The sequence below is a fragment of the Streptomyces sp. NPDC032745 genome (genome assembly GCF_055579465.1).
In genome coordinates this window covers 437,391-462,182 of the sequence record NZ_JBVING010000004.1, presented here as the reverse complement: position 1 = coordinate 462,182, position 24,792 = coordinate 437,391, and the positions used below count along the sequence as shown (strand labels likewise).

The window sequence follows — 24,792 nt, the reverse complement described above, 5'->3', positions numbered from 1 at the left end:
TTCCCGGTAAGGAAGTTCCATGTCCAGCTACCTCAGAACCGCCAGCAACCGCCGCCGCGTCCTGCGCATCACCGCCTCCGTCACCGGCAGCCTCGCCCTCGCCGCCGGCCTCACCGCCTGCGGCGGCTCGTCCTCCGACGGGTCCAAGGGCGGCGGCGAGAAGATCGTCACCGTTTACAGCGCCGACGGTCTCAAGAGCGACAAGGGCGACGGCTGGTACGACAAGGTCTTCGCCGAGTTCACGAAGAAGACCGGCATCGAGGTCAAGTACGTCGAGGGCGGCTCGGGCGAGATGGTGCAGCGCGCCGTCCGGGAGAAGACCAACACCCAGGCCGACGTACTGGTCACCCTGCCGCCGTTCATCCAGCAGGCGGACGGCAAGGGCCTGCTCCAGGCCTACAAGCCGCAGGGGTCCGAGAAGGTCAACGGGGCGAACAAGGCCGCCGACGGCAAGTGGACCTCGGTCGTCAACAACTACTTCGGCTTCGTCTACAACAAGAAGGAGCTCGCCGAGGCGCCCAAGACCTGGGAGGAGCTGCTGGACGGCAAGTACAAGGGCAAGCTCCAGTACTCCACCCCGGGGGTCGCGGGCGACGGCACCGCCGTCCTCATCAAGGCGATGCACGACTTCGGCGGCAAGGAGCCGGCGCTGGAGTACCTGAAGAAGCTCCAGGCCAACAACGTCGGCCCGTCCTCCTCCACCAGCAAGCTCGCGCCGAAGACCGACAAGGGCGAGCTGCTCGTCGCCAACGGCGACGTCCAGATGAACTTCGCGCAGTCCAAGTCCATGCCGAACCTGGGCATCTGGTTCCCCGCCAAGGACGGCGGCAAGCCGACCACCTTCGCCCTCCCGTACGCGGCCGGCCTGGTGGACAAGGCCCCGCACACCGAGAACGGCAAGAAGCTCCTCGACTACCTGCTCAGCGAGGACGCCCAGAAGCTGGTCAGCGAGGTCGGCGGCGGCTTCCCCGCGCGCACCGACGTCAAGCCGACCGACGCCAACGCCGTCGAACTCACCAAGCTGATGAGCGGTGTCGAGGTCTTCGAGCCGGACTGGGCCGACATCGACAAGAACCTCGCGGGCTACGTGGACGCGTGGAAGTCGGCAACCGGAAGCTGACTGGTTGCCTCCTGGTCACCCACGACCAGGAAAGTGACGCTTGCATAACGGGTCTGGACCGAAGACCGCACCTTCGGTCCGGGCCCGGCGCACGTCCACGCGCACGTCCCGGCGTACGCCCTCAGGTACGCCCCCATGCAAGTCCACCTGCGCCTTCCCCACGATTACTCCCGGAGGAGTACGTGCCCACTGTCCTGTCAGGACGCGCCCTCGCCGTGACCGCCACCGCCACGGCCCTGCTCGCCACCGCCCTCGGTACGCACACCGCCACCGCCGAAACGGCCGCGGCCACGGCGGCCACCACCGACAAGGTGCTCGTCATCGGCATCGACGGCGTGGTCCTCGACCGCGCCAAGGCCGCCAACGCCCCGAACCTGAACGGCCTGATGGCCCAGGGGCTGACCGCCAAGAGCACCCTGTACGCGAACCCGATGGCCGCCACCTCCTCGGGCCCCGGCTGGTCCACCATCGCCACCGGCGTCTGGCCCGACAAGCACGGCGTGAAGGACAACTCCTTCACCGGCAAGAACTACACGGCCTACCCGGACTTCCTGACCCGCATCGAGAACGCCAAGCCGACGCTCAACACGTACGCGGCCGCCGACTGGGAGCCCATCACCTCCACCGACGCGGGCGGCCCGATCTTCTCCGCCAAGGTCGACAAGCGCCTCAGCCTCAAGGGCGACCGCGACGGCTACGGCACCGAGGACCCGAAGATCGCCGCCGCGGCCTCCGCCGAGCTGCAGGGCCAGAACCCGGACGCCTCCTTCGTCTACTTCGGCCAGGTCGACTCCGCCGGGCACTCCTACGGAGCCGCCAGCCAGCAGTACCTCGACGCGATCGGCCGCGTCGACGTGATGGTCGGCCAGCTGCTCACCGCAGTCCAGAACCGGCCCACGTACGCCCAGGAGAACTGGAAGATCCTGGTCACCACCGACCACGGGCACACCGACGCGGGCGGCCACGGCGGCTCCACCATCCAGGAGCGCGGCACCTTCGTCATCGCCAAGGGCGCAGGCATCCCGGCCGGTTCGGTCCGCACCGACGTCAAGCTCGTCGACGTGGCGGCCACCGCCCTCGCGCAGGTCGGCGTCAACCCCGGCTCCGCGATCGACGGCATCCCGCTGAACGCCCCCGACGACAACGACCCGTTCGACACCCTGCGGCCGAACCTCCAGGGCCGCGTGGACGAGACGGGCATCCCTGCGGGCGTGAAGGGCTTCACGCACACCCCGCCGGCCGGCTGGGCCGTCGACAACTCCAAGATGGGCACCGGCGGCGTCACCGAGTGGGCCGGCTGGGCCTTCGCGACCGACGAGTTCTGGAGCCAGGCCCAGCGCGACCAGTGGCGCGAGCTGAACGTCCGCTCCCGTGACGTGTTCGCCGTCGCCGACTCCGACGAGTGGGACGACAAGTCCCACACCGGCTCCTACGACTCCACCCTGATCACCCCCAAGTGGGCCGTGACCGGCGGCACGACGAAGAACCTGACCTTCCAGACGCACTACCACCACGAGGCCGGCCAGACCGCCCAGGTCCTGGTCTCCTACAACGGCGGTACGCCGACGGTCGTCAAGAGCTACACCGCCGACGCGGTCGCCAGGGCGGAGTCCCTGGCCCTCCAGGTCCCGGCCGGCGCCACCGACGTCCAGATCCGCTTCCGCTACGCCGGCACCAACAACTGGTACTGGACCGTCGACAACGTCAAGCTCGGCTGATCCGGGCCCCGCGGTCCGGGCTGTGGACGGCCTCGTCGTCCACAGCCCGGCCCCGATAGGGTGGTAGAGACCACAGGCCACAGGTCGGCGGTCACAGGTCAGAGGTACGGCCACCGAGAGCGGAGAACAGTCCAGTGGCAGAGCGCAAGCCGATCGAATCCTGGCTCACCGACATGGACGGGGTCCTCATCCACGAAGGCACCCCGATCCCGGGCGCCGATGCCTTCATCAAGCGGCTGCGCGACTCCGGCAAGCCCTTCCTGGTCCTGACCAACAACTCCATCTACACCCCGCGCGACCTCCAGGCCCGGCTGTCCCGCATGGGCCTCGACGTCCCCGTCGAGAACATCTGGACCTCGGCGCTGGCCACCGCCAAGTTCCTCGACGACCAGCGCCCGGGCGGCACCGCGTACGTCATCGGCGAAGCCGGCCTCACCACCGCCCTGCACGACATCGGCTACATCCTGACCGATCACGAGCCCGACTACGTCGTCCTGGGCGAGACCCGGACGTACAGCTTCGAGGCGATGACGAAGGCGGTCCGGCTGATCAACGCGGGCGCCCGCTTCATCTGCACCAACCCCGACGAGACCGGCCCCTCCACCGAGGGACCGCTGCCCGCCACCGGCGCCGTCGCCGCGCTGATCACCAAGGCGACCGGCAAGCAGCCGTACTTCGCCGGCAAGCCCAACCCGCTGATGATGCGGACCGGCCTGAACGCCATCGGCGCGCACTCCGAGAGCAGCGCGATGATCGGCGACCGGATGGACACCGACGTCCTGGCCGGGCTCGAGGCCGGGATGCAGACCTTCCTCGTGCTGACCGGACTGACCTCCGCCGAGGACACCGAGAAGTTCCCGTACCGCCCGACCAAGACCGTCGCTTCCATCGCCGACCTGGTCGATCTCGTCTGATCCGAACGGGTCAAGCCCGCGGCGCTCCGGATGCGGAGCGCCGCGCAGCGCGTGAACCTCCTTGTTGAGGAGGTTCACCATGCGCAGTGCTCTGATCGCTCTCCGTGCCACCGGGGTGGCCGTCGCCCTGACGGCGCTCACCGCCGTGTCCTCGCCCACCGCCCTCGCGGCGGGCGAGGAGAACCGCGGCAGCGTCTCGGTCGATCCGCACCAGGCCGAGCCGGGGGCGCAGGTCAAGCTGCGCGTCCGCGGGTGTGAGGACAAATGGGCGTCCGCCAAGTCCGCCGTCTTCGTGTCCGAAGTCCACCTGTCCTCCGGCCGCGACGGCGACAAGACGCTGACGGGCGATGCGATGGTCAGCTCCCAGGCCCAGCCCGGATGGCACGACATCCGGGTGAAGTGCGACGGAGGCGAGGACCGCGTCCGGGGCTCCATCGAGGTCGTCCGCCGCCGCGACGACCGCGAGAAGGACCGCGAGAAGGACCGTGAGAAGGACCGCGACCGGCCGAACCCCCACCAGTCTCCCGTCTGGCCGGTCCACGCGGGCGGCGGCGGCATGTCCGCCGAGCTCGCGGCGCAGGCGCAGGACCAGGCCGCGGCGGCCAAGAAGAACCACGGGGGCGACGGCCCCGGCCTCCCGCACACCGTGATCGGTGCCGTGCTCGCCGCCGCGGCCACCCTGGCCGTCGCGTTCCGGGCGCTGACGCTGCGCCGGCGCCGCAGCGGCGAGTGAGGGCCCGCCGGTGACGGGCCCGGGGGAGCCCAGGTCCTCCGGCGGCGGGCGGCTGCTGACCTTCGCCGCGTGGTCCGTGCTGGTGCTCGGCCTGTGGCTGTGGGGCCGCGAGATCACCGGCGTCCCGCCGAGCCCGTCCGCCGGACTGGCCGGCGGCTCGTCGATCCCGGCCCCGGGGCTGCCCGTCGCGCACACACCGCTGGCGGCGTCCGTACCCGCGCGGGTCGACGTGCCGGCGATGGGCATCCAGGCCCCCGTGATCTCCCGGCGCCTCGACGCCCAGGGCGCCATCGAGCCGCCGCCGTTCGACCGCCCCGGCACGGTCGGCTGGTGGGGCGGCGGCGCCAAGCCGGGCGAGGCCGGGACCGCGCTGCTGGTCGGGCACGTGGACACGGCGTCCAAGCCGGCGGTGTTCTACGGCCTGAGCTCGGCGCGCCCGGGCGGCACGGTGCGGGTGGTGCGGATGGACGGGTCGGTCGCCGAGTTCACGATCGAGGACGTACGGGTCTACGAGCGGGCCCGCTTCGACGCGCACCGGGCCTACGGCCCACGGGTCCCGGGCCGGGCCGAGCTGCGCCTGGTGACCTGCGGGGGAACGTACGACAAGGCGGCCAAGGAGTACACGGCGAACGTGGTCGTCTCGGCCTACCTGACGGGCACGACCCCGCCCGCGAAGCCGGGTACGGGTACGGGTACGCGCGCAGGTGCGGGGACCGGCGTGTGAGGGCCGGGCGACACGACGAAAAAGCCCCTCGCAGCTTTCGCTGCGAGGGGCTTTCCCTTGTCTGTGCGCCGCCAGGGACTCGAACCCCGGACCCGCTGATTAAGAGTCAGCTGCTCTAACCAACTGAGCTAGCGGCGCTTGCTGACAGGGAAAACTCTACCCCACCTCGAGTGGTGCTCGTGACCAGCCGCGCCCGCCTTGTCCGATTAACCCATGTTTGAGGGGTTTATCGTGCACGATATGTCTGGGCCGAGCCGCATCTGATGCCCCGACAGATGTGTGGCCCGCCGGACCAGCGACGAGCAGGGGAGTGGACGGAACCGCATGACGATCCAGTCGCCGACGCATGTGCAGATGCCTGCACCGATGCCGATGCCCGTTTTCGACGAGTACGAGCCCACAGGCGACTGCGCCTGCCCCGGCTGTACGCAGCGCCGTCGCGCCCTCGCCCGCGCGCGGGCCATACCGCTCCGTGACGGCGGCCACCCGGCCGCCCGCGGGACCCGCCGGGCGCTGGTGCTGGCCACCGCGGCGGGCGTGGTCCTGAGCGGTGGCGGCTCGGCCGCACTGGCGGCGGCCACCCCGGTGCCCGGCCCGGGGCCGGTCTCCCTCGACACCCCCGGCTCCCCGCAGGGCGGCCGGTCCCCGCTGCACGGGCGCCCGGCCCCGGCGAAGCCGGCGGGCACGCCCGGGGCGCCGTCGGCGGTCAAGCGCATCGACCGGACGTCGATCATCACGCGGGCGAAGCTGTGGCTGGACGCGAAGGTCCCGTACAGCATGTCCACGTACTGGTCCGACGGCTACCGGCAGGACTGCTCCGGCTTCGTCTCGATGGCCTGGAACCTTGGTACGAACGAGTGGACCGGCAGCCTCGACAAATTCGCCACCAAGATCACCAAGGAGGAGCTGCTGCCGGGCGACATGCTGCTCTTCCACAACCCGTCGGACCCGACCAACGGCTCGCACGTGGTGCTGTTCGGCGGGTGGGTCGACGAGACGCGCACGCACTACGTCGCGTACGAGCAGACCCGCCCGAACACGCGGAAGGGGGCCACCCCGTACGGCTACTGGAGCAACGCGACGAAGTACCTGCCGTACCGGTTCAACGGGGTGACGGGCGGCATCACGGAGCCGGACCCGGCGACCGACCCGAAGCCGGCGGTCCCCACGGTCTTCCCCGGCGCCACGCAGTTCGGCCCGGGCGCGAACAACGAGTACGTCGCCCAGCTGGGCCGGATGCTGATCGAGCGGGGCGGCCGTCGCTTCTACCCCAAGGGCGCGAGCACGGCGTGGAGCGACGCCGACCGGCTGGCCACCCAGGCCTTCCAGAGCGCGCAGGGCTGGACGGGCACGGACGCCGACGGGATCCCGGGCGCGCACACCTGGCAACTGCTCGTCGAACACACGGGCAACGACATCCGGCCGACGGTGGACGCCGCGCCGGGCCCCGCCGGGGTGCCGGCCTATCCGGGCCCGTCGGCCTTCCGCCCCGGGTCCTCCCACCCGTTCATCGCCGTTCTCGGCCGCCAGCTGGTGAAGAAGGGCTTCGGCAAGAACTACCCGTCCGGCCCCGGGTCCCGCTGGAGCGAGGCCGACCGCCGCAGCGTCGAGGCCTTCCAGCGCGCCCAGGGCTGGCGCGGCGCCGCGGCCGACGGCTACCCGGGCCCGGAAACCTGGCGCCGGCTGTTCGCATGACGGAGGCAACGATGTACCCCACGCACACCACCTCGACGACGGGCACCTTCCGCGTACCGTCTGCGGCAGCCGCGCCCCCGACCGCCCCGGCCCTGCGCGGCACGGGCGACCTGTACCCGACCCCGCCCCACCCCACCCGCCCCACGGACCCGGTGCCGCCCGCGGCGCAGGCCGCTCGGGTGGCCGGCGCGGCGGCGAACCCGCCCCCGTATCCGGCTGCGGCGGGGGCTCCCGCCGAGCCCCCGCCGCCCGCGTTCCCGTACGCGGCCCAGGCCGCTCCGGCGGCCGGGCTTCCGGCCGTGGCCGGGACGGTGCCGGGGTCCGAGCCTTCCGCCGAGCCTCCGCGGCCCGCCGACCCGCTCCCGTACGCGGCGCAGGCCGCTCCGGGGGCCGGGCTTCCGGCCGTGGCCGGGACGGTGCCGGGGTCCGAGCCTTCCGTCCTGCCTGCGCGGCCCGCCGACCCGCTCCCATACGCGGCGCAGGCCGGTCCGGAAGCCGGGCCTTCGGCCGAAGCCGCCGTGGCCGCGGATCCGGTCCAGCCCTACGCGGCGCAGGCCGCTCGGGTGGCCGGCGCGGCGGCGAACGTGCCCCCGTACTCGGCGGGGGCGGGCGCCGAGCCCTGCGCCGAGGCCCCGCAGCTCGCCGACCCGCTCCCGTACGCGGCCCAGGCCGCTCCGGCGGCCGGGCTTCCGGCCGTGGCCGGGACGGTGCCGGGGTCCGAGCCTTCCGCCGAGCCTCAGCGGCCCGCCGACCCGCTCCCGTACGCGGCCCAGGCCGGTCCGGCGGCCGGGCTTCCGGCCGTGGCCGGGACGGTGCCGGGGGCCGAGCCTTCCGCCGAGCCTCCGCGGCCCGCCGACCCGCTCCCGTACGCGGCCCAGGCCGGTCCGGGGGCCGGGCTTGCGGGCGTGGCCGCCGTGGTCGCGGATTCCGCCGGGCCGGACCGGTCCGGCGGCCGGGCCTGGGTCGCCGGTACTCCGGCCAGGCTGCTGGCCGTGCCCCGCGAGGTGGCCCTGCCGCACGGGCGCCCGGCGGCGGATGCCGCCCGGAGCGAGGTCCCGGCGGCCCGGATCCGGGCCGGGGCCGAGCCGGTGCCCGCACTGGCCGGGGCCGTCGACCGTGCCGAGTCCGGCGGGGGCCCGTACGGCCTCGAACCCGATCCGCTGGTCTGCGTACCGGCCCCGGCGGGGCCCGGCCCGGACGAGGCCGCGCACACGGGCGTGGCCACCCTGCGCCTGCGGGTCTTCGACGGCGGGGGCGAACCCCTGCCCCCGCACGGGCAGGTCTGGCCGCCCGCCGGTCCCGGGGCGGACGCCGGGACCGGGCCGGTGACGGACAGCCCCGCGCAGCGGTACGGCGAGGCGCGGCCGCCCGCAGGCCCCAGGGCCGAGCCCGATCCCGGGCCCGCGGCGCACGGCCGCGCGCACGCGTACGGCGTGGCCGGACCCCAGGCCGAGCCCGCGCACCCGCACGGCCAGGCCGGCCACGAGGCGGATCCCGAGTCTGCTCCGGCGTACGGCCAAGTCGCTCTCCAGACCGCCTCCGAGTCCGCGCACGGGCACGCGCACGGGCACGGGCACGGCCACGGGCACGCGCACGGCGAAGCAGGGCCCGCAGGGCCGTACGGCCCGGAGCCGGAGCCCGGGGCCGAGGCGGGCCGCGCCGGGGTACCCGGACCCGCGGTCGCGGACATCGTCGCGCAGGCCGTGGCCCGCGGGATGGGGGCGGAGCGCGAGGAGCCCGGCACGCAGGACCTGCCCCGCATCGCGCCCGTCCGCGGGGCCGCGGTCACCGAGGTGCCGGTGCACCTGCCGTTCGCCGGGGAGTCCCGGCGAGCCCAGGCCCAGGCCCAGCCCCCAGCCGCGGCCCCGGCCCCCGCCGCGGCCCCGCGGCCCCGCGCCCCCCGCCCGGCCCCCGACCGCCGGGTCCCGCGCGGCGACGACCGGCTCCGGGAGCACCGTGGCCCGGTGCTGCCCGGCTGGGTCGGCGTCGGCGTCGGCGGGCTCGCCCTCGCGGGCTGCCTGGCGGTGCTCTGGCGGGCCGGGGCGGTCCCGGGCGCCTTCGTGGCCGCGTTCGGTGCGACGCCCCGCGCCTACCAGGGGCTCCGCGCCACGCACTGGCCGCCGCTCGCCTTCCTCGGCATCGTCGCGCTGCTCGCGCTCGGCGGACTGGGCCGCGCCAAGGCCGGCCACGCCTGGGTGCTCACCCTCTTCGGCCGCTACCGCGGCACGGTCCGCCGTACCGGCCTCACCTGGGTCAGCCCCCTCCTGCTGCGCCGCCGCGTCGACGTACGGCTGCGGCACTGGCGCAGCGAGCCCATGCCGGCCGTGGACTCCGGCGGCCTGGCCCTGCGGGTCGTCGTCCAGGTCGTCTGGCAGGTCAAGGACACCGCCCGGGCCACCCTCGCCGTCGAGGACCACACCGACTACCTCGCCGAGCAGGTCGAATCGGCGATGGCCCGGGTCCTGTCCCAGCTGCCCGCCGACGCCTTCCACGAGGACGCCCCGACGCTGCGCGACGCCGAGGCCGTCGGCGACGCGCTGACCCGGATGCTGGCGACCGAGACCGAGGCGGTCGGGATCGAGGTGTACTCGGCCCAGCCGACCCGGATCGAGTACGCCCCCGACGTCGCCGAGGCCATGCGGCGTCGCCGGGTCGCGGCCATCGACGCCAAGCACCGGGACACGGTGCTGACCTCGATCGTGGACGCGGTCGACGACACCGTCCACCGGCTGACCTCGCGCGGGCTGGTCGAGCTCGACGACTACGAGCGCAAGGCCCTCGTGAAGGACCTCACCGTCGCCTTCTACACGGGACGTCCGGAGTAGGGCGGAGCAACGGAGCAAGAGACGCAGCGCGCACGGAACGGGTGGCCGGAATCGACCGGACCACCCGTTCCCCCATTGGTCTGGACATGGCCAACTCCCGTCAATAGTCTGGTACTTGGTCTAGACCTAAATCCCTACGCGTGCGCACGCTCTCGCCGAACTCCCCCCACGTTCAAGGAGCATCATGCGTCCCATCCGCATGCCCGTTCACCTGCCCAGACGAGCCGGCGCCGGTGCGCTCGGCCTCGGCGTCGTCGCCTCCCTGGCGCTCCTCACCGCCCCCACCGCGAGCAGTCACGGTTACACGGACACCCCCATCAGCCGCCAGAAGCTCTGCGCCAACAAGACGGTCTCCGACTGCGGCCCGATCCAGTGGGAGCCGCAGAGCGTCGAGGGCTACAAGGGCTTCCCGGCCGCCGGTCCGGCCGACGGCCAGATATGCGCGGGCGGACACAGCGAGTTCGCGCAGCTCGACGACCCGCGCGGCGGGGCCTGGCCCACCACCAAGGTGACCAGCGGGCAGAGCTACGGCTTCCGGTGGCAGTTCACCGCCAACCACTCCACCACCGACTTCAAGTACTACGTCACCAAGAACGGCTGGGACTCCACCAAGCCCCTCACCCGCGCCGCCCTCGAGTCCCAGCCCTTCCTCACCGTCGCCTACAACGGCGCCCGGCCCGCCATGACCACCGTCCACCAGGGCGCCATGCCGGGCGGCAAGACCGGCCGGCACATGATCCTCGCCGTCTGGACGGTCAACGACACCCCCATGGCCTTCTACGCCTGCTCCGACGTCCAGTTCTGACCTTCAATTCTGACGGCACGTCAGCTAATCTCCGGCGGCATGCGGACGACACCCGAAACCGTCGCGGAGCTCATCGCACGCCAATGGGGCGACCACCGGCCCGGGCTGCAGTACGGCGGCAGCACGCACACCGCCGTCCTCAGCCGGCACCGGACCGCCCAGGAGGCCGCCGCGCGCGCCGCGCTGCTCGTCGACCTGCTGCCGGCGGACGCCGAACCGCACATCGGGGTGCTGCTCGACAACACCCCCGAGTTCCCGTTCTGGCTCGGCGCGGCGGCCCTCGCCGGGGCCGCCGTCGCCGGGATCAATCCCACCCGGCGCGGCCCGGAGCTGGCGCGCGACGTCCTGCACACCGACTGCCGGATCCTCGTCACCGAGCGCGCCCACCTGCCGCTGCTGCGCGGGCTCGACCTGCCGGGCGTACGGATCCTGGTGACCGGCACCGAGGAGTACGCGGAGCTGCTCGCCCCGTACGCGGCCGCGAAGCCGGGCGAGGCGGTGATCGCCGCCCCCGGTCCCGGCTCCCGCTTCCTGCTCTACTTCACCTCGGGCTCCACCGGCGCCCCCAAGGCGGCCCTGTGCAGCCAGGGCCGGATCGCCGCCGCCGGCGACTCCCTGGCCCGGCAGTTCTCGGTCACCCCGGACGACGTCCACTACATCTGCATGCCGCTCTTCCACGGCAACGCGGTCATCGCCGACTGGCTGCCCGCCCTCGCCGGGGGCGCGTCCGTGGCGCTGCGCCCCCGGTTCTCCGCCTCCGCGTTCCTGGCCGATGTCCGTGCGTACGGGGCGACGTACTTCACCTACGTCGGCCGGGCCGTCCAGTACCTGCTCGCGACCGAGCCCCGCCCCGACGACCGCTCGCACAGCCTGCGCCTCGGCTTCGGCACGGAGGCCGGTGCGGTGGACGCGGCCCGCTTCGCCGAGCGGTTCGGGGTCCGGCTGGTCGAGGGGTACGGGGCCACCGAGGGCGGAGCCTCCGTACAGCGGACCCCGGACACCCCGCCGGGCGCCCTGGGGCGGGCGGGGGCCGGAGACGACCTGGCCGTGATCGATCCGGAGACCGGCGCGGAGTGCCCGCCGGCCGTCCTGGACGCGCAGGGCCGCCTCGTCAACGGCTCCGCGGCGATCGGCGAGCTGGTCAACCGCGGCCGGAGCCTGTTCGAGGGCTACTGGCGCAACCCCGAGGCGGAGGCCGCCCGGACCCGGGAGGGCTGGTACTGGACCGGCGACCTCTTCTTCCGGGATGCGGACGGGTTCCTCTACTTCGCGGGCCGCACCGACGACCGGCTGCGGGTCGACAGCGAGAACCTCGCCGCGGCGGTGATCGAGAACATCCTGGCGCGCTGGTCCCCGGCGGCCGCGGTCGCCGTGTACGCGGTGCCGGACGAGGCGGCCGGGGACCAGGTGATGGCGGCGGTCGCCCTCGAGGAGGGGCAGCGGTTCTCGCCGGAGGCCTTCTCCGCGTTCCTGGCCGCCCAGCCGGACCTGGGCACGAAGATGTCCCCGCGCTACGTCCGGATCGTGGAGTCCATGCCGACCACGGCGACGAACAAGGTCCACCGGGTCGCCCTGCGCCGCTCCGGCTTCCGCTGCCCGGACCCGGTCTGGTGGTCCCCGCCGGGCACCACCGGCTACCGCCTCCTGGGCCCGGCGGACCTCTCCGGTCTGCTGGCGGCGTACGAGGCCCACGGTCGCGGCGAGCTCCTGGACCGCTGATCCACGGGCCGCGGGTATTGGTTTTGAGCACCCCTGAGGAGCAGGTAGTATTTTCTCTGTCAGGCGCCGCTAGCTCAGTTGGTTAGAGCAGCTGACTCTTAATCAGCGGGTCCGGGGTTCGAGTCCCTGGCGGCGCACCTGTACTTCGGGCGGTTCCCGGTTCACCGGGAACCGCCCGAAGTGTTTCCGGGGCTCCTCTCCCGCTGCCCCGCCAACCTGCAAGACCCGCCCGCAAGACCCTCCGCAACGCCCGTCCGTGACGGGTGTCACAGGGTGAGCGACAGGAGCAGCGGCGCGGCCTTCCGGTTCAGTGCGTCCGCGGCGGCCCGCAGCCGGTGTGCGTGCTCGACGGGCATCGACAGGGCCAGGCAGCCCACCGAGGCCCCGGCCGTGATCGGTACCGCGGCGCAGACGGTGCCCACCGCGTACTCCTGCAGGTCCAGCACCGGAACCGTGGCCGGCTGGCTGTCCAGCTTGGAGAAGAGGATCCGCTCGTTCACGATCGTCTTCGACGTGAGCCGGGCGATCTTGTGCCGCGAGAGGTGGTCGCGCCGCCCGTTCTGGTCGAGCTGGGTCAGCAGGCACTTGCCGACCGCGCTGGCGTGAGCCGCGGAGCGGAAGTCGACCCACTCGTGCACCTTCGGGGTGCGCGGACTGTCCGCGAACTGCGTGATCTTCACTTCGCCGTCCACGTACCGGCTGATGTAGACCGCCGCGCCCACCGAGTCCCGCAGCCGGTCCAGAGTGTCCTGCAGCTTGTTCTGGAGGGCCTGCTGCCTGTCTATGCCGGATCCGAGCAGGACCAGTGAGTCCCCTATGGCATAGGCGCCGTCCGCCACCTGGAGGACGTAGCCCTCACGGCGCAGCATGAGGAGCATCGGGGCGAGATGGACCGAGGGCAGTCCGGTCTCGCGCGCGATCTGTACATCGGTCACACCGCCGGTATGGCGGGCGATCGTTTCGAGTACGCGCAGGGCGTACTGCACCGAGTGGAACGGCGCGGTCGGCTCGGGCTTCAGCGCCACGGTTTTCCCCCTAGCAGGTTGTTACCGCTTGCCCTACCACGATAGCCATCAAGAGGCCCACGTGGAGCGCCTGTTGATGAGATTGATGGCTCAATCATGTCCCCTCGCCTGTGTCTAATCCGGTGGCATATGCCAAGGTCACGCCTGCTGTCCCGGGATGCCGGGAATGGCCGCAGGCCGCCGATGGTTCGAGTTCTTCGTACGGACGGCGAACCGAGACGGGAGCGACTATGAGTGACACCGGGGACGCGGGTCGGGGTGCGGACGGGGACGGCCGCGGAGATCCGGTCCGGGGCGCGATACGCGGCCGCGCGCCGGTGCCGCTCTCGGTGCTCGACCTCGTCACGGTCGGCAGCGGCAGCACCGCCCACGACTCCCTGCGCACCAGCGTCGCGATCGCCCGGCTCGCCGAGTCCCGCGGCTACCACCGCCACTGGGTCGCCGAGCACCACTCCATGCCCGGGGTGGCCAGTTCCTCCCCGGCGGTGATCCTGGCCCACCTCGCCGCCCACACCTCCCGCATCCGGCTCGGCTCGGGCGGGGTCATGCTGCCCAACCACGCCCCGCTCGCCGTCGCCGAGCAGTTCGGCACCCTGGAGGCGCTCGCCCCCGGGCGGATCGACCTCGGGCTCGGCCGCGCACCCGGCACCGACGGCCGCACGGCCGCGGCCCTGCGCGGGACCGGGCGCCTCGACGAGGCCGCGCAGGAGTTCCCCCGGCAGCTCGTGGAGCTGACCCGCTTCCTCGACGACGACTTCCCCGACGGGCATCCGTACGCCCGCGTGCACGCGGTGCCCGGCCCCGTGCAGGGCCCCGCCGGGCGGCCGCCGCTGTGGCTGCTCGGGTCCTCCGGGTTCAGCGCCCGCCTCGCCGCCGAGCTCGGCCTGCCCTTCGCGTACGCCCACCACTTCTCGGCGGCCGGCACGCTGCCCGCGCTGGAGCTCTACCGGCAGGCCTTCCGCCCCTCGGCCGTACTGGACGCCCCGTACGCCGCGATCGGCGTCTCGGCGCTCGCCGCCGACACCGACGGGCAGGCCCGCGCCCAGGTGCTCACGGGGGCGCTGTCGATGCTGCGGCTGCGCAGTGGCCGGCCCGGGCTGATCCCGACGCCCGAGGAGGCGGCGGCGTACGACTTCTCCCCGCTGGAGCGGGAGTTCGTGGACGGCTGGCTCGCGAACGTCGTGCACGGCACCGCCGACGAGGTCCGCGCCGGGCTCGACGACCTGGCCAAGCGCACGGGCGCCGACGAGCTGATGCTGACCTCCAACGCGCACAGCGGCGCAGCCCGGTTGCGCTCCTACGAGCTCGTCGCAGATGTGTACGGGATGCCCGTGGAGGCGCCGCGAGCTGATTGATCGCGTGCGAACGGAGTTCGGCTGGTTTGTTGCCGAAACCTTGCGCGAGGGTGTCCTAAGGCACCCTTAAACCGCTCGTCACCCGGGGTGGCGGGCGGTTTCTGCTGTGCTTCCAGGCCTCTGACAAGGGGATTTGCCAGGCGAGTGGTCTAGTCCTTCTTTGGTCCAAACCATTGACGCGACCCTCGGGTGATCGCTATCACTTCTCACACCCGAACCTCTTGCTTCCCCCTCCCACCCCCCGGAGGCAGTTCATGCACATCCGTAAACCCCTCATCGCGGCCGCCGCCACGGCCGCGCTGGCAGCCGGAGCGCTGGCCGGCTTCGCGGGGCTCGGCACCGCACAGGCCGCCGGCGCGGCCACCGCTGCGGGCAGCGGCAACGTCAAGATCGCGTACTACGACCAGTGGAGCGTGTACGGGAACGCCTTCTACCCCAAGCACCTCGACACCCGCGGCATAGCGGGCAAGCTGGACGTCATCAACTACTCGTTCGGCAACATCCACCCCACGAACCTCACCTGTTTCGAGGCGAACAAGGCGGCGGGCGACGACAACAACCCCAGCGCCGGTGACGGCGCGGGAGACTCGTACGCCGACTACCAGAAGTCCTTCAGCGCGGCGGACAGCGTCAGCGGCGTCGCCGACAAGTGGGACCAGCCGATCGTCGGCGTCTTCAACCAGTTCAAGCAGCTGAAGGCCAAGTACCCGAACCTCAAGATCAACATTTCGATCGGCGGCTGGACCTACTCGAAGTACTTCAGCGACGCGGCGAAGACCGACGCCTCCCGCAAGAAGCTGGTCTCCTCCTGCATCGACCAGTACATCAAGGGCAACCTGCCGGCCGAGGGCGGCTACGGCGGCGCGGGCACGGCGGCCGGCATCTTCGATGGCATCGACATCGACTGGGAGTACCCCGGCTCCTCCGGCGGCCACCTGGGCAACCACTACGCCCCCGAGGACAAGCAGAACTTCACGCTCCTGCTCAAGGAGTTCCGCGAGCAGCTCGACGCGTACGGCGCGGCCAACGGCGGCAAGAAGTACCTGCTGACCGCGGCCCTCCCGGCCGGCCAGGACAAGATCAAGTACATCGAGACGGACAAGATCGGTTCGTACCTCGACTACGCGAACATCATGACGTACGACATGCACGGCGCCTGGGACGGCGACGGCCCGACGTACCACCAGTCCCCGCTGTACTCCGGTGCCAACGACCCGACGGACCCGATCGCCCCGGGCACCGAGAAGTACAGCATCGACAACGCCATCGACTCCTGGATCGACGGCAAGCCGGCCTACGGCATCGCCGGCGGCTTCCCGGCCGGCAAGCTGACGCTGGGCTACGAGTTCTACTACCGCGGCTGGAAGGGCGTCCCCGCCGGGGCGAACAACGGCCTCGCGCAGTCCGCGACCGGCGCCTCCGGCGCCCGGCCCACCAGCCAGCAGGCCGGCATCGCCAACTACAAGGAGCTCGGCGGGATCGTCGACAACCCGGCGACCACCTTCTGGGACGACCAGGCCAAGGCCTCGTACTTCTACAAGGACGGCGAGTTCTTCACCGGCCTGAACCAGCGGTCCGTCCAGGCCCGGGTCGACTACGGCAAGCAGCGCGGCCTGGCCGGCGCGATGATGTACTCCCTGCTCGGCCTGGACGACAACACCACGCTGCTGAACCAGATCTCGGGCGCCCTCGGCGGCACCACGCAGCCCCCGACGACTCCGCCCACCACGCCTCCGACGACTCCGCCGACCACCCCGCCCACGACGCCGCCGACCACGGGCTGCGGCTCGACCCCGGCGTACGTCGCGGGCACCGTCTACACCGGTGGCCAGGAGGTCTCCTACAACGGCCGCAAGTACAAGGCCCAGTGGTGGACGCAGAACGAGACCCCGGGCACCACGGGTGAGTGGGGTGTCTGGAAGGACCTCGGCGCCTGCTGATCTCCCCCCACCCCGCGCCGAGCGACGCCCCGCCCCGCACCCCGCATCCCGGGTGCGGGGCGGAGGTGTGTCACATGGTTACCGGATTCCGGACACCGCTCCGTGTCGGTCTCGCTACGCTCGGCCACAGGTGAATCCGACCCGCGTCTCCATGGGGGTGACCGTCCCTTGGTCCTGGCCCGCGACCTCGATCCCAGCGCCTCGCCGCTGGACTACTACGGCTACGAACTGCGCCGGCTGAGAGAGGCCGCCGGGCTGAAACAGGCGCAGTTGGGCGACATCATCTACTGCACGGGCTCGCTGATCGGCCAGGTGGAGTGCACGAAGCGGGTGCCGACCCGGGACTTCTCGGAGCGGGTGGACGCGGCGCTGGGCACGGACGGGCACTTCTCCCGCCTGGTGGGGCTGGTGCTGCGGAGCATCCTGCCGACATGGTTCCAGGCGTACGCGGAGATGGAGGCCCGGGCGACGTACATCTCCACGTTCCAGTGCCAGTTGGTTTACGGGCTCCTCCAGACGGAGGCCTACGCGCGAGCGGTGCTGGGCGTCGAGAACCCGGACACGCTGGACGCCGCCGTGGCAGCCCGCATGGATCGCCAGCGCATACTGGCCCGCGAGAATCCGCCGATTCTGTGGGTGGTCCTGGACGAGGCTGCTCTCCACCGGGAGATCGGAGGTCGCGAGGTCATGCGCAACCAACTCGCCCACCTGTTGAGCCTCCAGGGCCAGCAGTGGCTGGAGATCCAGGTGCTGCCCTTCAGCGCAGGCCAGCACACGGGAATGATGGGCTCGTTTACCCTCCTGCGCTTCGGCGACGACCCGGATATCCACTACTGCGAGAGCTACGACTCCGGCCATATGACCGCCAACCCGCAAGTGATCAAAGAGCGTTCGGTCGGCTACGCTCGGCTGCAGGCCGAGGCCCTCTCTCCCCGGGCATCGGCAGAGCTGATCGCTCGCGTAATGGAGGAACGCTATGGGAAGCATCCAGAACCTGACGGGCGCGCGGTGGCGTAAGTCGTCCTACAGCGGCTCCAGCGGTGGCGAGTGTGTCGAGTGCGCCCCCCTCGGCACCGCCGCTTGGCGCAAGGCCTCGTACAGCGGTCCTACCGGCGGCGACTGCGTCGAAGTCGCCCCCCAGCCCTGCCTCGTGGCCGTCCGGGACTCCAAGGACCCCGAAGGCCCCGCCTTCACCGTCGCCCCGGAGGCGTTCGCCACCTTCGTGAGCAGCCTCTGAGGGTCCGGGCGGAGCCCGGGGAACGGAGGAAGGGCGGGGCGGGGAGAAAGCTCCGCGCAGCGGCCCCGCACACCGCCCCGGCACGGCTACGCCCCGGGGCGGGTGCCGATCATCTCGGCGATCAGCTCCGGGGCCACCGCCCGCGAGTACAGCCAGCCCTGGCCGGTGTCGCAGCCGACGCGGCGCAGCCGGGCCGCCTGGCCGGCCGTCTCCACGCACTCCGCCGTCACGGTCAGCCCGAGCCGGTGCGCGAGCTGCACCAGGGCCTCGACGATGGTCTCGTCGGCCGGGTTCGGGTGGGTGCCCTCGTCGTAGCGGAAGCCCCGTACGAAGGAGCCGTCCAGCTTCAGAACCGACACCGGCAGCCGGCTCAGGTACGCCAGGTTCGAGTACCCGGTGCCGAAGTCGTCGATGGCGATCCGCACCCCCATGTCGCTCAGCGCCTGGAGGGCCTGCAGCGGGCGGCCCGCGGAGCCCATCACCGCCGACTCGGTCAGCTCCAGCTGGAGCAGCTGCGGGGCCAGCCCGGTCTCGGCCAGGATCCCCGCCACGTCGCCGACCAGGTCCGAGTCCCACACCTGCCGTACCGCCACGTTGACGGAGACGAAGACCGGGCAGTCGCTCGGCTGCTCGATCTGCCAGCGCCGGGCCTGCCGGCAGGCGGTCCGCAGCACCCACCGCCCCAACTGGACGATGGAGCCGTCCTCTTCCGCAATTCCGATGAACCGATTCGGCGTCAGCGTGCCGAACTGCGGGTGGTTCCAGCGCACCAGGGCCTCCACCCCGCGCACCGCACCGCTCTCCAGGTCCACGAGCGGCTGGTACTCGAGCGCGAACTCGCCCCGCTCCACGGCCGGCCGCAGCGTCGAGCTGAGCGCCTGGCGGGTCATGCGGTGTGCGTTGCGCTCCGGGTCGAACAGGGTCCAGCGGGCCTTGCCGTCCGCCTTCGCCCAGTACAGGGTCGTGTCGGCGGCCTGCATCAGCCCGGTTGCCGAGGTCCCCTCCGTGGCCCGCTCCACGACGCCGATCGACGCCGAGACCGAGAGCCGCTGCCCGGCCAGGTCGAACGGCTCCTGAACGGCGGCCAGTACGCTGCGCGCCAGGTCGGCGAGCTCCTCGGTGCCGGTGGAGTCCTCGACCAGCAGGGCGAACTCGTCGCCGCCGAGCCGCGCCACCAGGTGCCCGCCGGTGCGCCCGTACCCGGACTGGTCGGCGCACTGGGTCAGCCGGGCCGCGACGGCGGTCAGCAGCCGGTCCCCGACCCGGTGGCCCAGGGTGTCGTTGACGGCCTTGAACCCGTCGAGGTCGAGGTAGCACAGGCCGATCCGGCCGGTGCCGCCCTGCTCGTACGAGGAGGCCTCCAGGGCGGCGGAGAGCCGCTCGAAGAAGAGTGCCCGGTTGGGCAGCCGGGTCACCGGGTCGTGCATCTGGAGGTGCCGCAGCCGGGCCTGGAGGTCGCGGCGGTCGCTGATGTCGGCGACGGACAGCAGCACGTCCCGGGTGCCGGGCACGGGCCCGAGGGTGACCTCGGTCCACAGCGAGTGCCCGTCCGGATGTTTGAGCCGGCGGGTGCAGCGCAGTCTGGCCTGCCGGCCGCGCAGCACCTCCTGGTAGGCCTGCCAGGTGCGGGCCTCGGCGCCCAGGTCGACCAGGTCGGCCGCGCACTGCTCGACGAGCGCGTGCGGCTCGGTGCCGAGGAGCCCGGCCAGCGCCGCGTTGGCGGCGACGACGTAGCCGGAACGGTCGACGACGGCCATCGCCAGGTGGGCCGCGTTGAAGGCGGCCCGGTAATCGCGCAGCTCGGAGTCGGTGCGGGGCGGCGACGTCGGCACGGCCGGCACTGCTTGGTGACGCTCCGTAATGGCCGATCGGATGCTGTCGGCCGCCGAACCGGTTCCCTCTGAGGTTCCGCTCACCGTTGGCTCCCGCAGTGCTCGTGAGTGTCCGTGCAGGAAAGTGTGCCGATCATAGAGGCACCGTACGGCCCTATCCAGCGGCGTCGCCGTGCGGGGCACGGGACTTCGGCGTGCTGACGCCTCGCCGGCCGGATCCCGCGTGATCGTTTCTGCATAGCTCTGAGCAGCGGAAGGTCCCAGTTGATCTCCCGTGATCGGTCGTGACGTTCTGTAGGCATGTGGGTGAACCCCCAGGGTCACCGGCTTGCCGTAGTCCTCACTCTTGTGGGGCAGCGGAACAGGGCATTAGTAAGACAATCCCTCCAAGGTGGAACGAGATGGTACGAATCCACCACCGGAGGTCGATGTGCCGCGACAGCAGACACCCGGGGGAGTGGAACGCTCCCGCATGAGAAGCACGGCGGCTGCGCTCACTTCCCTGACGGCGCTCGCCGCCATGTCGCTCGTCGCGGGTCCCGCGGTCGCGGTTCCGGGGGCAGTGCCGTGCGCCCTGACCCGTACGTCCGCGCACCACTCCCTCGGCCTGGACACCTGGAACCGCGCCTACCCCAAGCCGGAGCGCACCCTCGACGCGGTCATGGTCTTCCTCTCCTTCCCCGACCACCGGACCACCCTGACGACCGAGCAGCTGACCGGCGACTACTTCCCCGCGACCGCCGACTTCTTCGAGCGGGCCTCGTACGGGAGGTTCCACCTGGTCCCGCACCCGCAGAAGCAGTGGATCCAGATGCCCAAGCCGTCCACGGCGTACGGGATACAGCGCGACTGGGCGGCCGAGGACCGGGCCGCGTACCTGCGGGACGCGGTCGCCGCCGCCGACCGGGAGGTGGACTTCTCCCGGTACGACGTCGTGTACTTCGTCGCCGACCCGGACGCGCCCGGAGTGGACTCGGACGCCACCAAGGTCGTCAACTTCGAACGGCCGATCAGGGCGGACGGGACGGACCTGCGGCGGATCGTGACGGTCTTCGAGCGGCACCCGCCGGACCGGAACGTACTGGCGCACGAGACCGGGCACGTCTTCGACCTGCCCGACCTCTACCACCGGCCGACGGACGGCAAGGGTGACTGGGACACGCACGTCGGGGACTGGGACGTCATGGGCAGCCAGTTCGGGATGGCCCCGGACCTGTTCGCCTGGCACAAGTGGAAGCTCGGCTGGCTGGACGTGTCCCAGGTGGACTGCGTGCAGTCGGGCTCCTCGCTGCACACCCTGCTGCCGCTCGCCCAGGCCCCGGTCGCGGGCGCCACGGGCGGGACCAGGCTCGCGGTGATCCGTACGGGCACCGGCAGTGCGATCGCCGTCGAGGCGCGGGGGTCCGCCGGCAACGACGGGGACACCTGCACGGAGGGGGTCCTGGTCTACCGGGTGCGCAACGAGGCGGCATCGGGCGGCGGGCCGATCGAGGTGCTCGACGGGCATCCGGACACGGAGGCGTGCTGGGACCGCTCGGTGTACCCGCCGCTGGCGGACGCTCCGCTGGAGGTGGGGCAGGCGTTCACGGTGCCGGGGGAGCGGATCAGGATCGAGGTGGCGGACCGCACACCGTCGGGCGCGTACACGGTCAAGATCACCACGTAGCGCAGTTCTGCCGGAACACGAAGAAGGCCCCCACTTGCGTGGGGGCCTTCTTCCGTCTGTGCGCCGCCAGGGACTCGAACCCCGGACCCGCTGATTAAGAGTCAGCTGCTCTAACCAACTGAGCTAGCGGCGCTTGCTGACGAGGAAGACATTAGCAGGGAGATGGCCGGAAGGAAAAATCGATATCCGCAGCTCGGGCGGCGCGGACGTACGCCCACAGGAGGGCCTCGGGTCCGGGGAGCCAGGGGGTGCGGGTGTCGGGGGCGACGAGCCAGCGCGACGGCCCGGGGGTGGCGGCGAGCGGCGGCACGGTGACGGCGTCGCCGCGGCCGTGGCACAGGGGCGCGGGCGCCGAGCTGCCCCACTCTTCCCAGGCGAGCAGCGCGGGGAGCCGGTGGGCGGTCCCGGTGGCGGCGAAGAGCAGCATCCGCCCGCGGTGCACGGCGACGGGGCCGGAGCCGGGGCCTTCGGCCCGGAGCAGGTCGAGCATGCGGCGTCCGAGGACGAGCGGGACGTTGACGACGTCGAAGGCGGTTCCGCAGGGCAGCGTGGCGGGGGCGGCGGCCCGGGCCTGCCACAGGGCGAGGGTGCTGTGCGGCTGTGCGGACGCGGAGGCGAGCCAGGCGGCGCCCTGGGGGGTGACGTGGGTGGCGGTGCGTGCGTCGGGGGCGGGGCGGGCGGGTGCCGTCGTCAGCGTCGTCATGCGGACCGGTCTACCGGGCGTAGCGATCTGGTTTCCAGGAGTTACGGAAAACCGGGACAGGGTGGGGGATGGTGGGCTATGTTGCGCCCCGCATATGCCAGCTGCGTCGTGCGCCGCGTACGCCGCAGCCTGCTCCGCATCCGGCGCGAGCGCGGAGCGGGACCGGCGCACCACCGGGCCTGCGGCCGGGCCCCGGCGATCGCGAGTGCGTGCGTTCCGGAACTGTTCTAGCGTCGTATGAGCGGGGGTTCGCACGCGCGGCCCGGCCCGCCGGTGAGCCCGCTCTCCGGCACCGGGGAATCCGCCCTCCGCCCTCGGGCGCCGGCCCGGCCGCCGCCCCCGCGCGGTCCGGGACACCCGGGACCGCGGTCCCGACCGAGAGCAGGTGCATTCCGATGCGTCGTCCGGCTCGTATCCCCGGTGTCCTCGCCGCCCTGGTCCTCGCCCTGGGCGGCGTCGCCGCCGCCGCTCCGGCGGCCCACGCCGACATCGACGCCTGCCAGGGCATCGTCCAGCTGCAGGGTGCCGAGGTCACGGACGCCATCCGGATCGCGTGCTACGTGGGTCTCGTGGGAGACGAGGACGGCTGCACCAAGGGGCTGACCCAGGCCGGCGTGGAGGGGATCGTCGCGACCGCGGCGTGCCGGGAGGCCCCCCAGTAGCCGAGCCCGTCCCGAGCCGCCCCGAGCCCCTCCCCGGTCCCCGGAGGCCTACGAGGCCTCCGGGCCTGCCTCGCGCTGCAGGGATTCGCCGAACTCGATCATCTTGCGCGCGTAGTCCTCGGTCCACTCCGCCTGCGCGGCGATCGCCGCCGGCGGGAGCCGGTCGAACCGGCGCGGATCGGCGAGCTGCGCGGCGGCCAGGGCCTGGAACTCCACCGCCCGGTCCTGGGCCGCCCGGAACGCGAGCGTCAGCTCGGTGGCGCGGGCCAGCAGCTCCCGCGGGTCCTCGATCGACTCCAGGTCGAAGAAGTGCTCCGGGTCCGTGGCGGCCTCCGAGGGCTCGAAGAGCAGCGGCGCGGGCCGCAGCTTCCGCTCGGTCGTCCGCTCGGGCTCTGCCATGCGTGTCCTCCTGCTGCGCGTTCGGGATCCTTCCGGGCCACCCTCCATTGTCCAACGCCGCGCAAGAGCGCCGCCCCTCAGGGCTTCCGGGCCACGCGGTGCCCGGAACGAGTGGTTCGCCTCCCATTCCTCAGGAAACAGGAGCACCATGTGATGTCGTTGTGTGTAGAGGGGGCTACACAAGGGGGGTAATGGCATGTCGTACAGGCCGTCACCGGGTACTCGTGTCCTGAAGATGCGGCGCATCAGCCGAGACTCTGAGGACAGTTCTGCTCTGGCGCGGCAGGCTGAAGCTCTGGACGGCGCAGCCGTTGGGGGCCGGTTCGATGTGGTGGGGGACGTAGAGGACTCGTTCATTTCGGGTGCCGTCCGCCCCGAGGAGCGGCCTGGCCTTGGCAGATGGATGCGTGAGCCACTCTGGTACGAGTGGGACGCAATCATGGTCACCTCCCTGGACCGGATCACTCGGAACCAGACGCACTGGGAGATGTTCGCCGACAAGTGCTACCGGGGCGGCAAGGACGTCATCTGCCTTGATGACCCGGCCCTGGACATCACTCCTGGCAATGGCCGGATGATCGCTTACATCAAGGCGACACAAGCGCAGGAGTACCGGGAAGCCATCGTGCAGAAGCGTCGGAGCCAGACGCAGTACTACCGTGACGAATGCCTTTGGGGCGGCGGCACTTGGCCCTTCGGCTATCGACCGGTCCTCACGGACTATCAGGGTCGGCAGCGCTACAAACTGCTCATCGACTGCGTGACGGGCCCGCTGGTCCGTGAGGCGTACGAGCGAATCGCGGAGCAGGCGTGGTCCATGAGCCGTGTCTGTCAGGACTGGAACGAGCGCGGTGTCCTCACGTCGCAGGACTATCAGCGGAGCGTCAACGGAGCCGAGAGGAAGGCCGGGGTCAAGACGGCCGTCAAGGGATCCAAGTGGACCACGTCCACCTTGGGAAAGATGCTGAAGAAGCCGATCCTCAAGGGGATCGCCATGCACAAAGGTGAGCCGCTTCTTCGTGACGGAGTTCCTGTTCGATGGGCTGATCCCATACTCAGCGATGAGGAATTCGACAAGTTGCAGGCGGCGGTAGCAGCGCTGGGTCGGCATCGTGCCGGAATCAAGTCCAACGCATCTCCCATGGCGGGCGTGCTCTACTGTCCGTGCGGCAGGAAGATGTACGAGAACGGCTCGATCGGGAAGCTGAACACGGGAGAGATCCGGCACCACAAGTACTTCCGCTGTTCTTCCTGGTCCAACGGCAAGGCGTGTGACTTCTCCGTTTCCTGGTCTCAGAATCAGGTGTATGCGACTGCGGAGCGCAATCGATCGCCTTGGCCGCCTCTCCGGTGGTGGTCTCCTCTCTGACCGGCGCAATGGAGCGGCATGCGGGCAACCTTGAGGAGTTGATGGCCGAACCTTTCGTTCCTGGTCGGTGGGAGGTCACCGGCACCGGCCGGACGTACGCCGAGAAGTGGTCTGCAATGACGGGATGGAAGGAGCAGGGGCCCTTCCTTCGTCAAGCGGGCTTTCGGCTCTTCATCTGCGGCAGCCCCGGGGTGAAGGGGAAAGGCATGGCTGTCTACGTCATTTCTCCGAATGACGTCGCCGAGAGGGCGAGTGGTGCTTTGGCTGGATCTGTTGAGCCGAGTGACGAAGAAGCATGGAACCTTGAAGCTTTGAAGATCTTCAAGGAGGCCCTGGAGGCGGAATCCTGAG

20 protein-coding genes, 3 tRNA genes and 1 pseudogene are annotated in these 24,792 nt (G+C 71.6%); 18 read left to right on the top strand and 6 right to left on the bottom strand.

The window, feature by feature from the left end; translation table 11 throughout:
* Positions 1–19 precede the first annotated feature (19 nt).
* The 5 genes from ACZ5WG_RS13375 to ACZ5WG_RS13355 all read left to right on the top strand — a co-directional run bounded on the left by ACZ5WG_RS13375 (position 20) and on the right by ACZ5WG_RS13355 (position 5,209).
* On the top strand, positions 20–1,120 hold the full coding sequence (locus tag ACZ5WG_RS13375; RefSeq protein WP_468722877.1) for a 2-aminoethylphosphonate ABC transporter substrate-binding protein: 1,101 nt from the start codon (positions 20–22) through the stop codon (positions 1,118–1,120).
* Between the two features lie 182 nt (positions 1,121–1,302).
* Positions 1,303–2,838, top strand: coding sequence for an alkaline phosphatase family protein (locus ACZ5WG_RS13370; RefSeq protein ID WP_468722876.1), 1,536 nt, complete (start codon positions 1,303–1,305; stop codon positions 2,836–2,838).
* 134 nt (positions 2,839–2,972) lie between these two features.
* Entirely contained in the window at positions 2,973–3,752 is a 780-nt protein-coding gene (locus ACZ5WG_RS13365) for an HAD-IIA family hydrolase (protein WP_468722875.1), read from the top strand.
* Between the two features lie 79 nt (positions 3,753–3,831).
* Complete coding sequence (locus tag ACZ5WG_RS13360; RefSeq protein ID WP_468722874.1) at positions 3,832–4,485, top strand: hypothetical protein; 654 nt, start codon at positions 3,832–3,834, stop codon at positions 4,483–4,485.
* Between the two features lie 10 nt (positions 4,486–4,495).
* Positions 4,496–5,209 carry a class F sortase gene (locus ACZ5WG_RS13355; RefSeq protein ID WP_468722873.1) on the top strand — a complete coding sequence of 238 codons (714 nt, stop codon included), beginning with the start codon at positions 4,496–4,498 and terminating at the stop codon, positions 5,207–5,209.
* 64 nt (positions 5,210–5,273) lie between these two features.
* Here ACZ5WG_RS13355 and ACZ5WG_RS13350 read toward each other — a convergent pair.
* Positions 5,274–5,347, bottom strand: a tRNA-Lys gene (locus tag ACZ5WG_RS13350).
* A 228-nt stretch (positions 5,348–5,575) separates the two neighbouring features.
* Between ACZ5WG_RS13350 and ACZ5WG_RS13345 the strand changes: the two genes are divergently transcribed.
* From ACZ5WG_RS13345 to ACZ5WG_RS13325, 5 genes are all read left to right on the top strand, one after another.
* Entirely contained in the window at positions 5,576–6,904 is a 1,329-nt protein-coding gene (locus ACZ5WG_RS13345) for a peptidoglycan-binding protein (protein WP_468722871.1), read from the top strand.
* Positions 6,901–9,729, top strand: a complete 2,829-nt coding sequence (locus ACZ5WG_RS13340; protein WP_468722869.1) for an SPFH domain-containing protein — start codon at positions 6,901–6,903, stop codon at positions 9,727–9,729. The genes ACZ5WG_RS13345 and ACZ5WG_RS13340 overlap by 4 nt, the downstream gene beginning before the upstream one ends.
* A gap of 184 nt (positions 9,730–9,913) precedes the next feature.
* A complete protein-coding gene (locus ACZ5WG_RS13335; RefSeq protein WP_468722868.1) occupies positions 9,914–10,534 on the top strand; it encodes a lytic polysaccharide monooxygenase auxiliary activity family 9 protein in 621 nt (206 codons plus the stop codon).
* A gap of 39 nt (positions 10,535–10,573) precedes the next feature.
* Positions 10,574–12,253 carry an AMP-binding protein gene (locus tag ACZ5WG_RS13330; RefSeq protein WP_468722866.1) on the top strand — a complete coding sequence of 560 codons (1,680 nt, stop codon included), beginning with the start codon at positions 10,574–10,576 and terminating at the stop codon, positions 12,251–12,253.
* 63 nt (positions 12,254–12,316) lie between these two features.
* A tRNA-Lys gene (locus ACZ5WG_RS13325) sits at positions 12,317–12,390 on the top strand.
* Positions 12,391–12,519: 129 nt separating this feature from the next.
* On the opposite strand, the gene ACZ5WG_RS13320 is transcribed toward ACZ5WG_RS13325, so the two are convergent.
* The gene (locus tag ACZ5WG_RS13320) at positions 12,520–13,278 is read right to left on the bottom strand and encodes an IclR family transcriptional regulator (protein WP_468722864.1); all 759 of its coding nucleotides are present in this window, start codon (positions 13,276–13,278) and stop codon (positions 12,520–12,522) included.
* 230 nt (positions 13,279–13,508) lie between these two features.
* On the opposite strand from ACZ5WG_RS13320, the gene ACZ5WG_RS13315 reads away from it, so the two are divergent.
* The 4 genes from ACZ5WG_RS13315 (at position 13,509) to ACZ5WG_RS13300 (ending at position 17,810) form a co-directional block, all read left to right on the top strand.
* Positions 13,509–14,633 (top strand): LLM class flavin-dependent oxidoreductase, encoded by a 1,125-nt coding sequence (locus ACZ5WG_RS13315; RefSeq protein WP_468722862.1) that lies wholly within the window; start codon positions 13,509–13,511, stop codon positions 14,631–14,633.
* Between the two features lie 254 nt (positions 14,634–14,887).
* The gene (locus tag ACZ5WG_RS13310) at positions 14,888–16,573 is read left to right on the top strand and encodes a glycosyl hydrolase family 18 protein (protein ID WP_468722861.1); all 1,686 of its coding nucleotides are present in this window, start codon (positions 14,888–14,890) and stop codon (positions 16,571–16,573) included.
* Between the two features lie 168 nt (positions 16,574–16,741).
* A complete protein-coding gene (locus ACZ5WG_RS13305; protein ID WP_468722859.1) occupies positions 16,742–17,590 on the top strand; it encodes a helix-turn-helix domain-containing protein in 849 nt (282 codons plus the stop codon).
* Complete coding sequence (locus tag ACZ5WG_RS13300) at positions 17,550–17,810, top strand: DUF397 domain-containing protein (RefSeq protein WP_468722857.1); 261 nt, start codon at positions 17,550–17,552, stop codon at positions 17,808–17,810. Before ACZ5WG_RS13305 ends, ACZ5WG_RS13300 begins: the two co-directional genes overlap by 41 nt.
* Positions 17,811–17,896: 86 nt before the next feature.
* On the opposite strand, the gene ACZ5WG_RS13295 is transcribed toward ACZ5WG_RS13300, so the two are convergent.
* Positions 17,897–19,726: a putative bifunctional diguanylate cyclase/phosphodiesterase gene (locus ACZ5WG_RS13295; RefSeq protein ID WP_468722855.1), complete on the bottom strand. Its 1,830-nt coding sequence runs from the start codon at positions 19,724–19,726 to the stop codon at positions 17,897–17,899.
* A 388-nt stretch (positions 19,727–20,114) separates the two neighbouring features.
* On the opposite strand from ACZ5WG_RS13295, the gene ACZ5WG_RS13290 reads away from it, so the two are divergent.
* Complete coding sequence (locus ACZ5WG_RS13290) at positions 20,115–21,308, top strand: M6 family metalloprotease domain-containing protein (protein WP_468722853.1); 1,194 nt, start codon at positions 20,115–20,117, stop codon at positions 21,306–21,308.
* Positions 21,309–21,367: 59 nt separating this feature from the next.
* Here the strand turns inward: ACZ5WG_RS13290 and ACZ5WG_RS13285 are convergent.
* Together ACZ5WG_RS13285 and ACZ5WG_RS13280 are read right to left on the bottom strand one after the other, a co-directional pair.
* Positions 21,368–21,441 (bottom strand) — tRNA-Lys (locus ACZ5WG_RS13285).
* Positions 21,432–22,011: pseudogene (locus ACZ5WG_RS13280) on the bottom strand (bifunctional DNA primase/polymerase). Before ACZ5WG_RS13280 ends, ACZ5WG_RS13285 begins: the two are co-directional and overlap by 10 nt.
* 395 nt (positions 22,012–22,406) lie before the next feature.
* Between ACZ5WG_RS13280 and ACZ5WG_RS13275 the strand changes: the two are divergent.
* Positions 22,407–22,673: a hypothetical protein gene (locus ACZ5WG_RS13275; RefSeq protein WP_468722851.1), complete on the top strand. Its 267-nt coding sequence runs from the start codon at positions 22,407–22,409 to the stop codon at positions 22,671–22,673.
* 48 nt (positions 22,674–22,721) lie between these two features.
* On the opposite strand, the gene ACZ5WG_RS13270 is transcribed toward ACZ5WG_RS13275, so the two are convergent.
* Complete coding sequence (locus tag ACZ5WG_RS13270) at positions 22,722–23,072, bottom strand: hypothetical protein (protein ID WP_468306945.1); 351 nt, start codon at positions 23,070–23,072, stop codon at positions 22,722–22,724.
* Positions 23,073–23,268: 196 nt separating this feature from the next.
* Here ACZ5WG_RS13270 and ACZ5WG_RS13265 point away from each other — a divergent pair, with 196 nt between their 5' ends.
* Positions 23,269–24,441, top strand: coding sequence for a recombinase family protein (locus ACZ5WG_RS13265; protein ID WP_468722849.1), 1,173 nt, complete (start codon positions 23,269–23,271; stop codon positions 24,439–24,441).
* Positions 24,426–24,791, top strand: coding sequence for a hypothetical protein (locus ACZ5WG_RS13260; RefSeq protein WP_468722848.1), 366 nt, complete (start codon positions 24,426–24,428; stop codon positions 24,789–24,791). Before ACZ5WG_RS13265 ends, ACZ5WG_RS13260 begins: the two co-directional genes overlap by 16 nt.
* Position 24,792 lies beyond the last annotated feature (1 nt).

Coding starts and splice junctions, on each gene's coding strand:
- ACZ5WG_RS13375 (WP_468722877.1), top strand. CDS start 20: ATGTCCAGCTACCTCAGAACCGCCAGCAACCGCCGCCGCGTCCTGCGC.
- ACZ5WG_RS13310 (WP_468722861.1), top strand. CDS start 14,888: ATGCACATCCGTAAACCCCTCATCGCGGCCGCCGCCACGGCCGCGCTG.
- ACZ5WG_RS13270 (WP_468306945.1), bottom strand. CDS start 23,072: ATGGCAGAGCCCGAGCGGACGACCGAGCGGAAGCTGCGGCCCGCGCCG.
- ACZ5WG_RS13335 (WP_468722868.1), top strand. CDS start 9,914: ATGCGTCCCATCCGCATGCCCGTTCACCTGCCCAGACGAGCCGGCGCC.
- ACZ5WG_RS13340 (WP_468722869.1), top strand. CDS start 6,901: ATGACGGAGGCAACGATGTACCCCACGCACACCACCTCGACGACGGGC.
- ACZ5WG_RS13265 (WP_468722849.1), top strand. CDS start 23,269: ATGTCGTACAGGCCGTCACCGGGTACTCGTGTCCTGAAGATGCGGCGC.
- ACZ5WG_RS13300 (WP_468722857.1), top strand. CDS start 17,550: ATGGGAAGCATCCAGAACCTGACGGGCGCGCGGTGGCGTAAGTCGTCC.
- ACZ5WG_RS13275 (WP_468722851.1), top strand. CDS start 22,407: ATGCGTCGTCCGGCTCGTATCCCCGGTGTCCTCGCCGCCCTGGTCCTC.
- ACZ5WG_RS13315 (WP_468722862.1), top strand. CDS start 13,509: ATGAGTGACACCGGGGACGCGGGTCGGGGTGCGGACGGGGACGGCCGC.
- ACZ5WG_RS13345 (WP_468722871.1), top strand. CDS start 5,576: ATGCCGATGCCCGTTTTCGACGAGTACGAGCCCACAGGCGACTGCGCC.
- ACZ5WG_RS13290 (WP_468722853.1), top strand. CDS start 20,115: ATGAGAAGCACGGCGGCTGCGCTCACTTCCCTGACGGCGCTCGCCGCC.
- ACZ5WG_RS13360 (WP_468722874.1), top strand. CDS start 3,832: ATGCGCAGTGCTCTGATCGCTCTCCGTGCCACCGGGGTGGCCGTCGCC.
- ACZ5WG_RS13330 (WP_468722866.1), top strand. CDS start 10,574: ATGCGGACGACACCCGAAACCGTCGCGGAGCTCATCGCACGCCAATGG.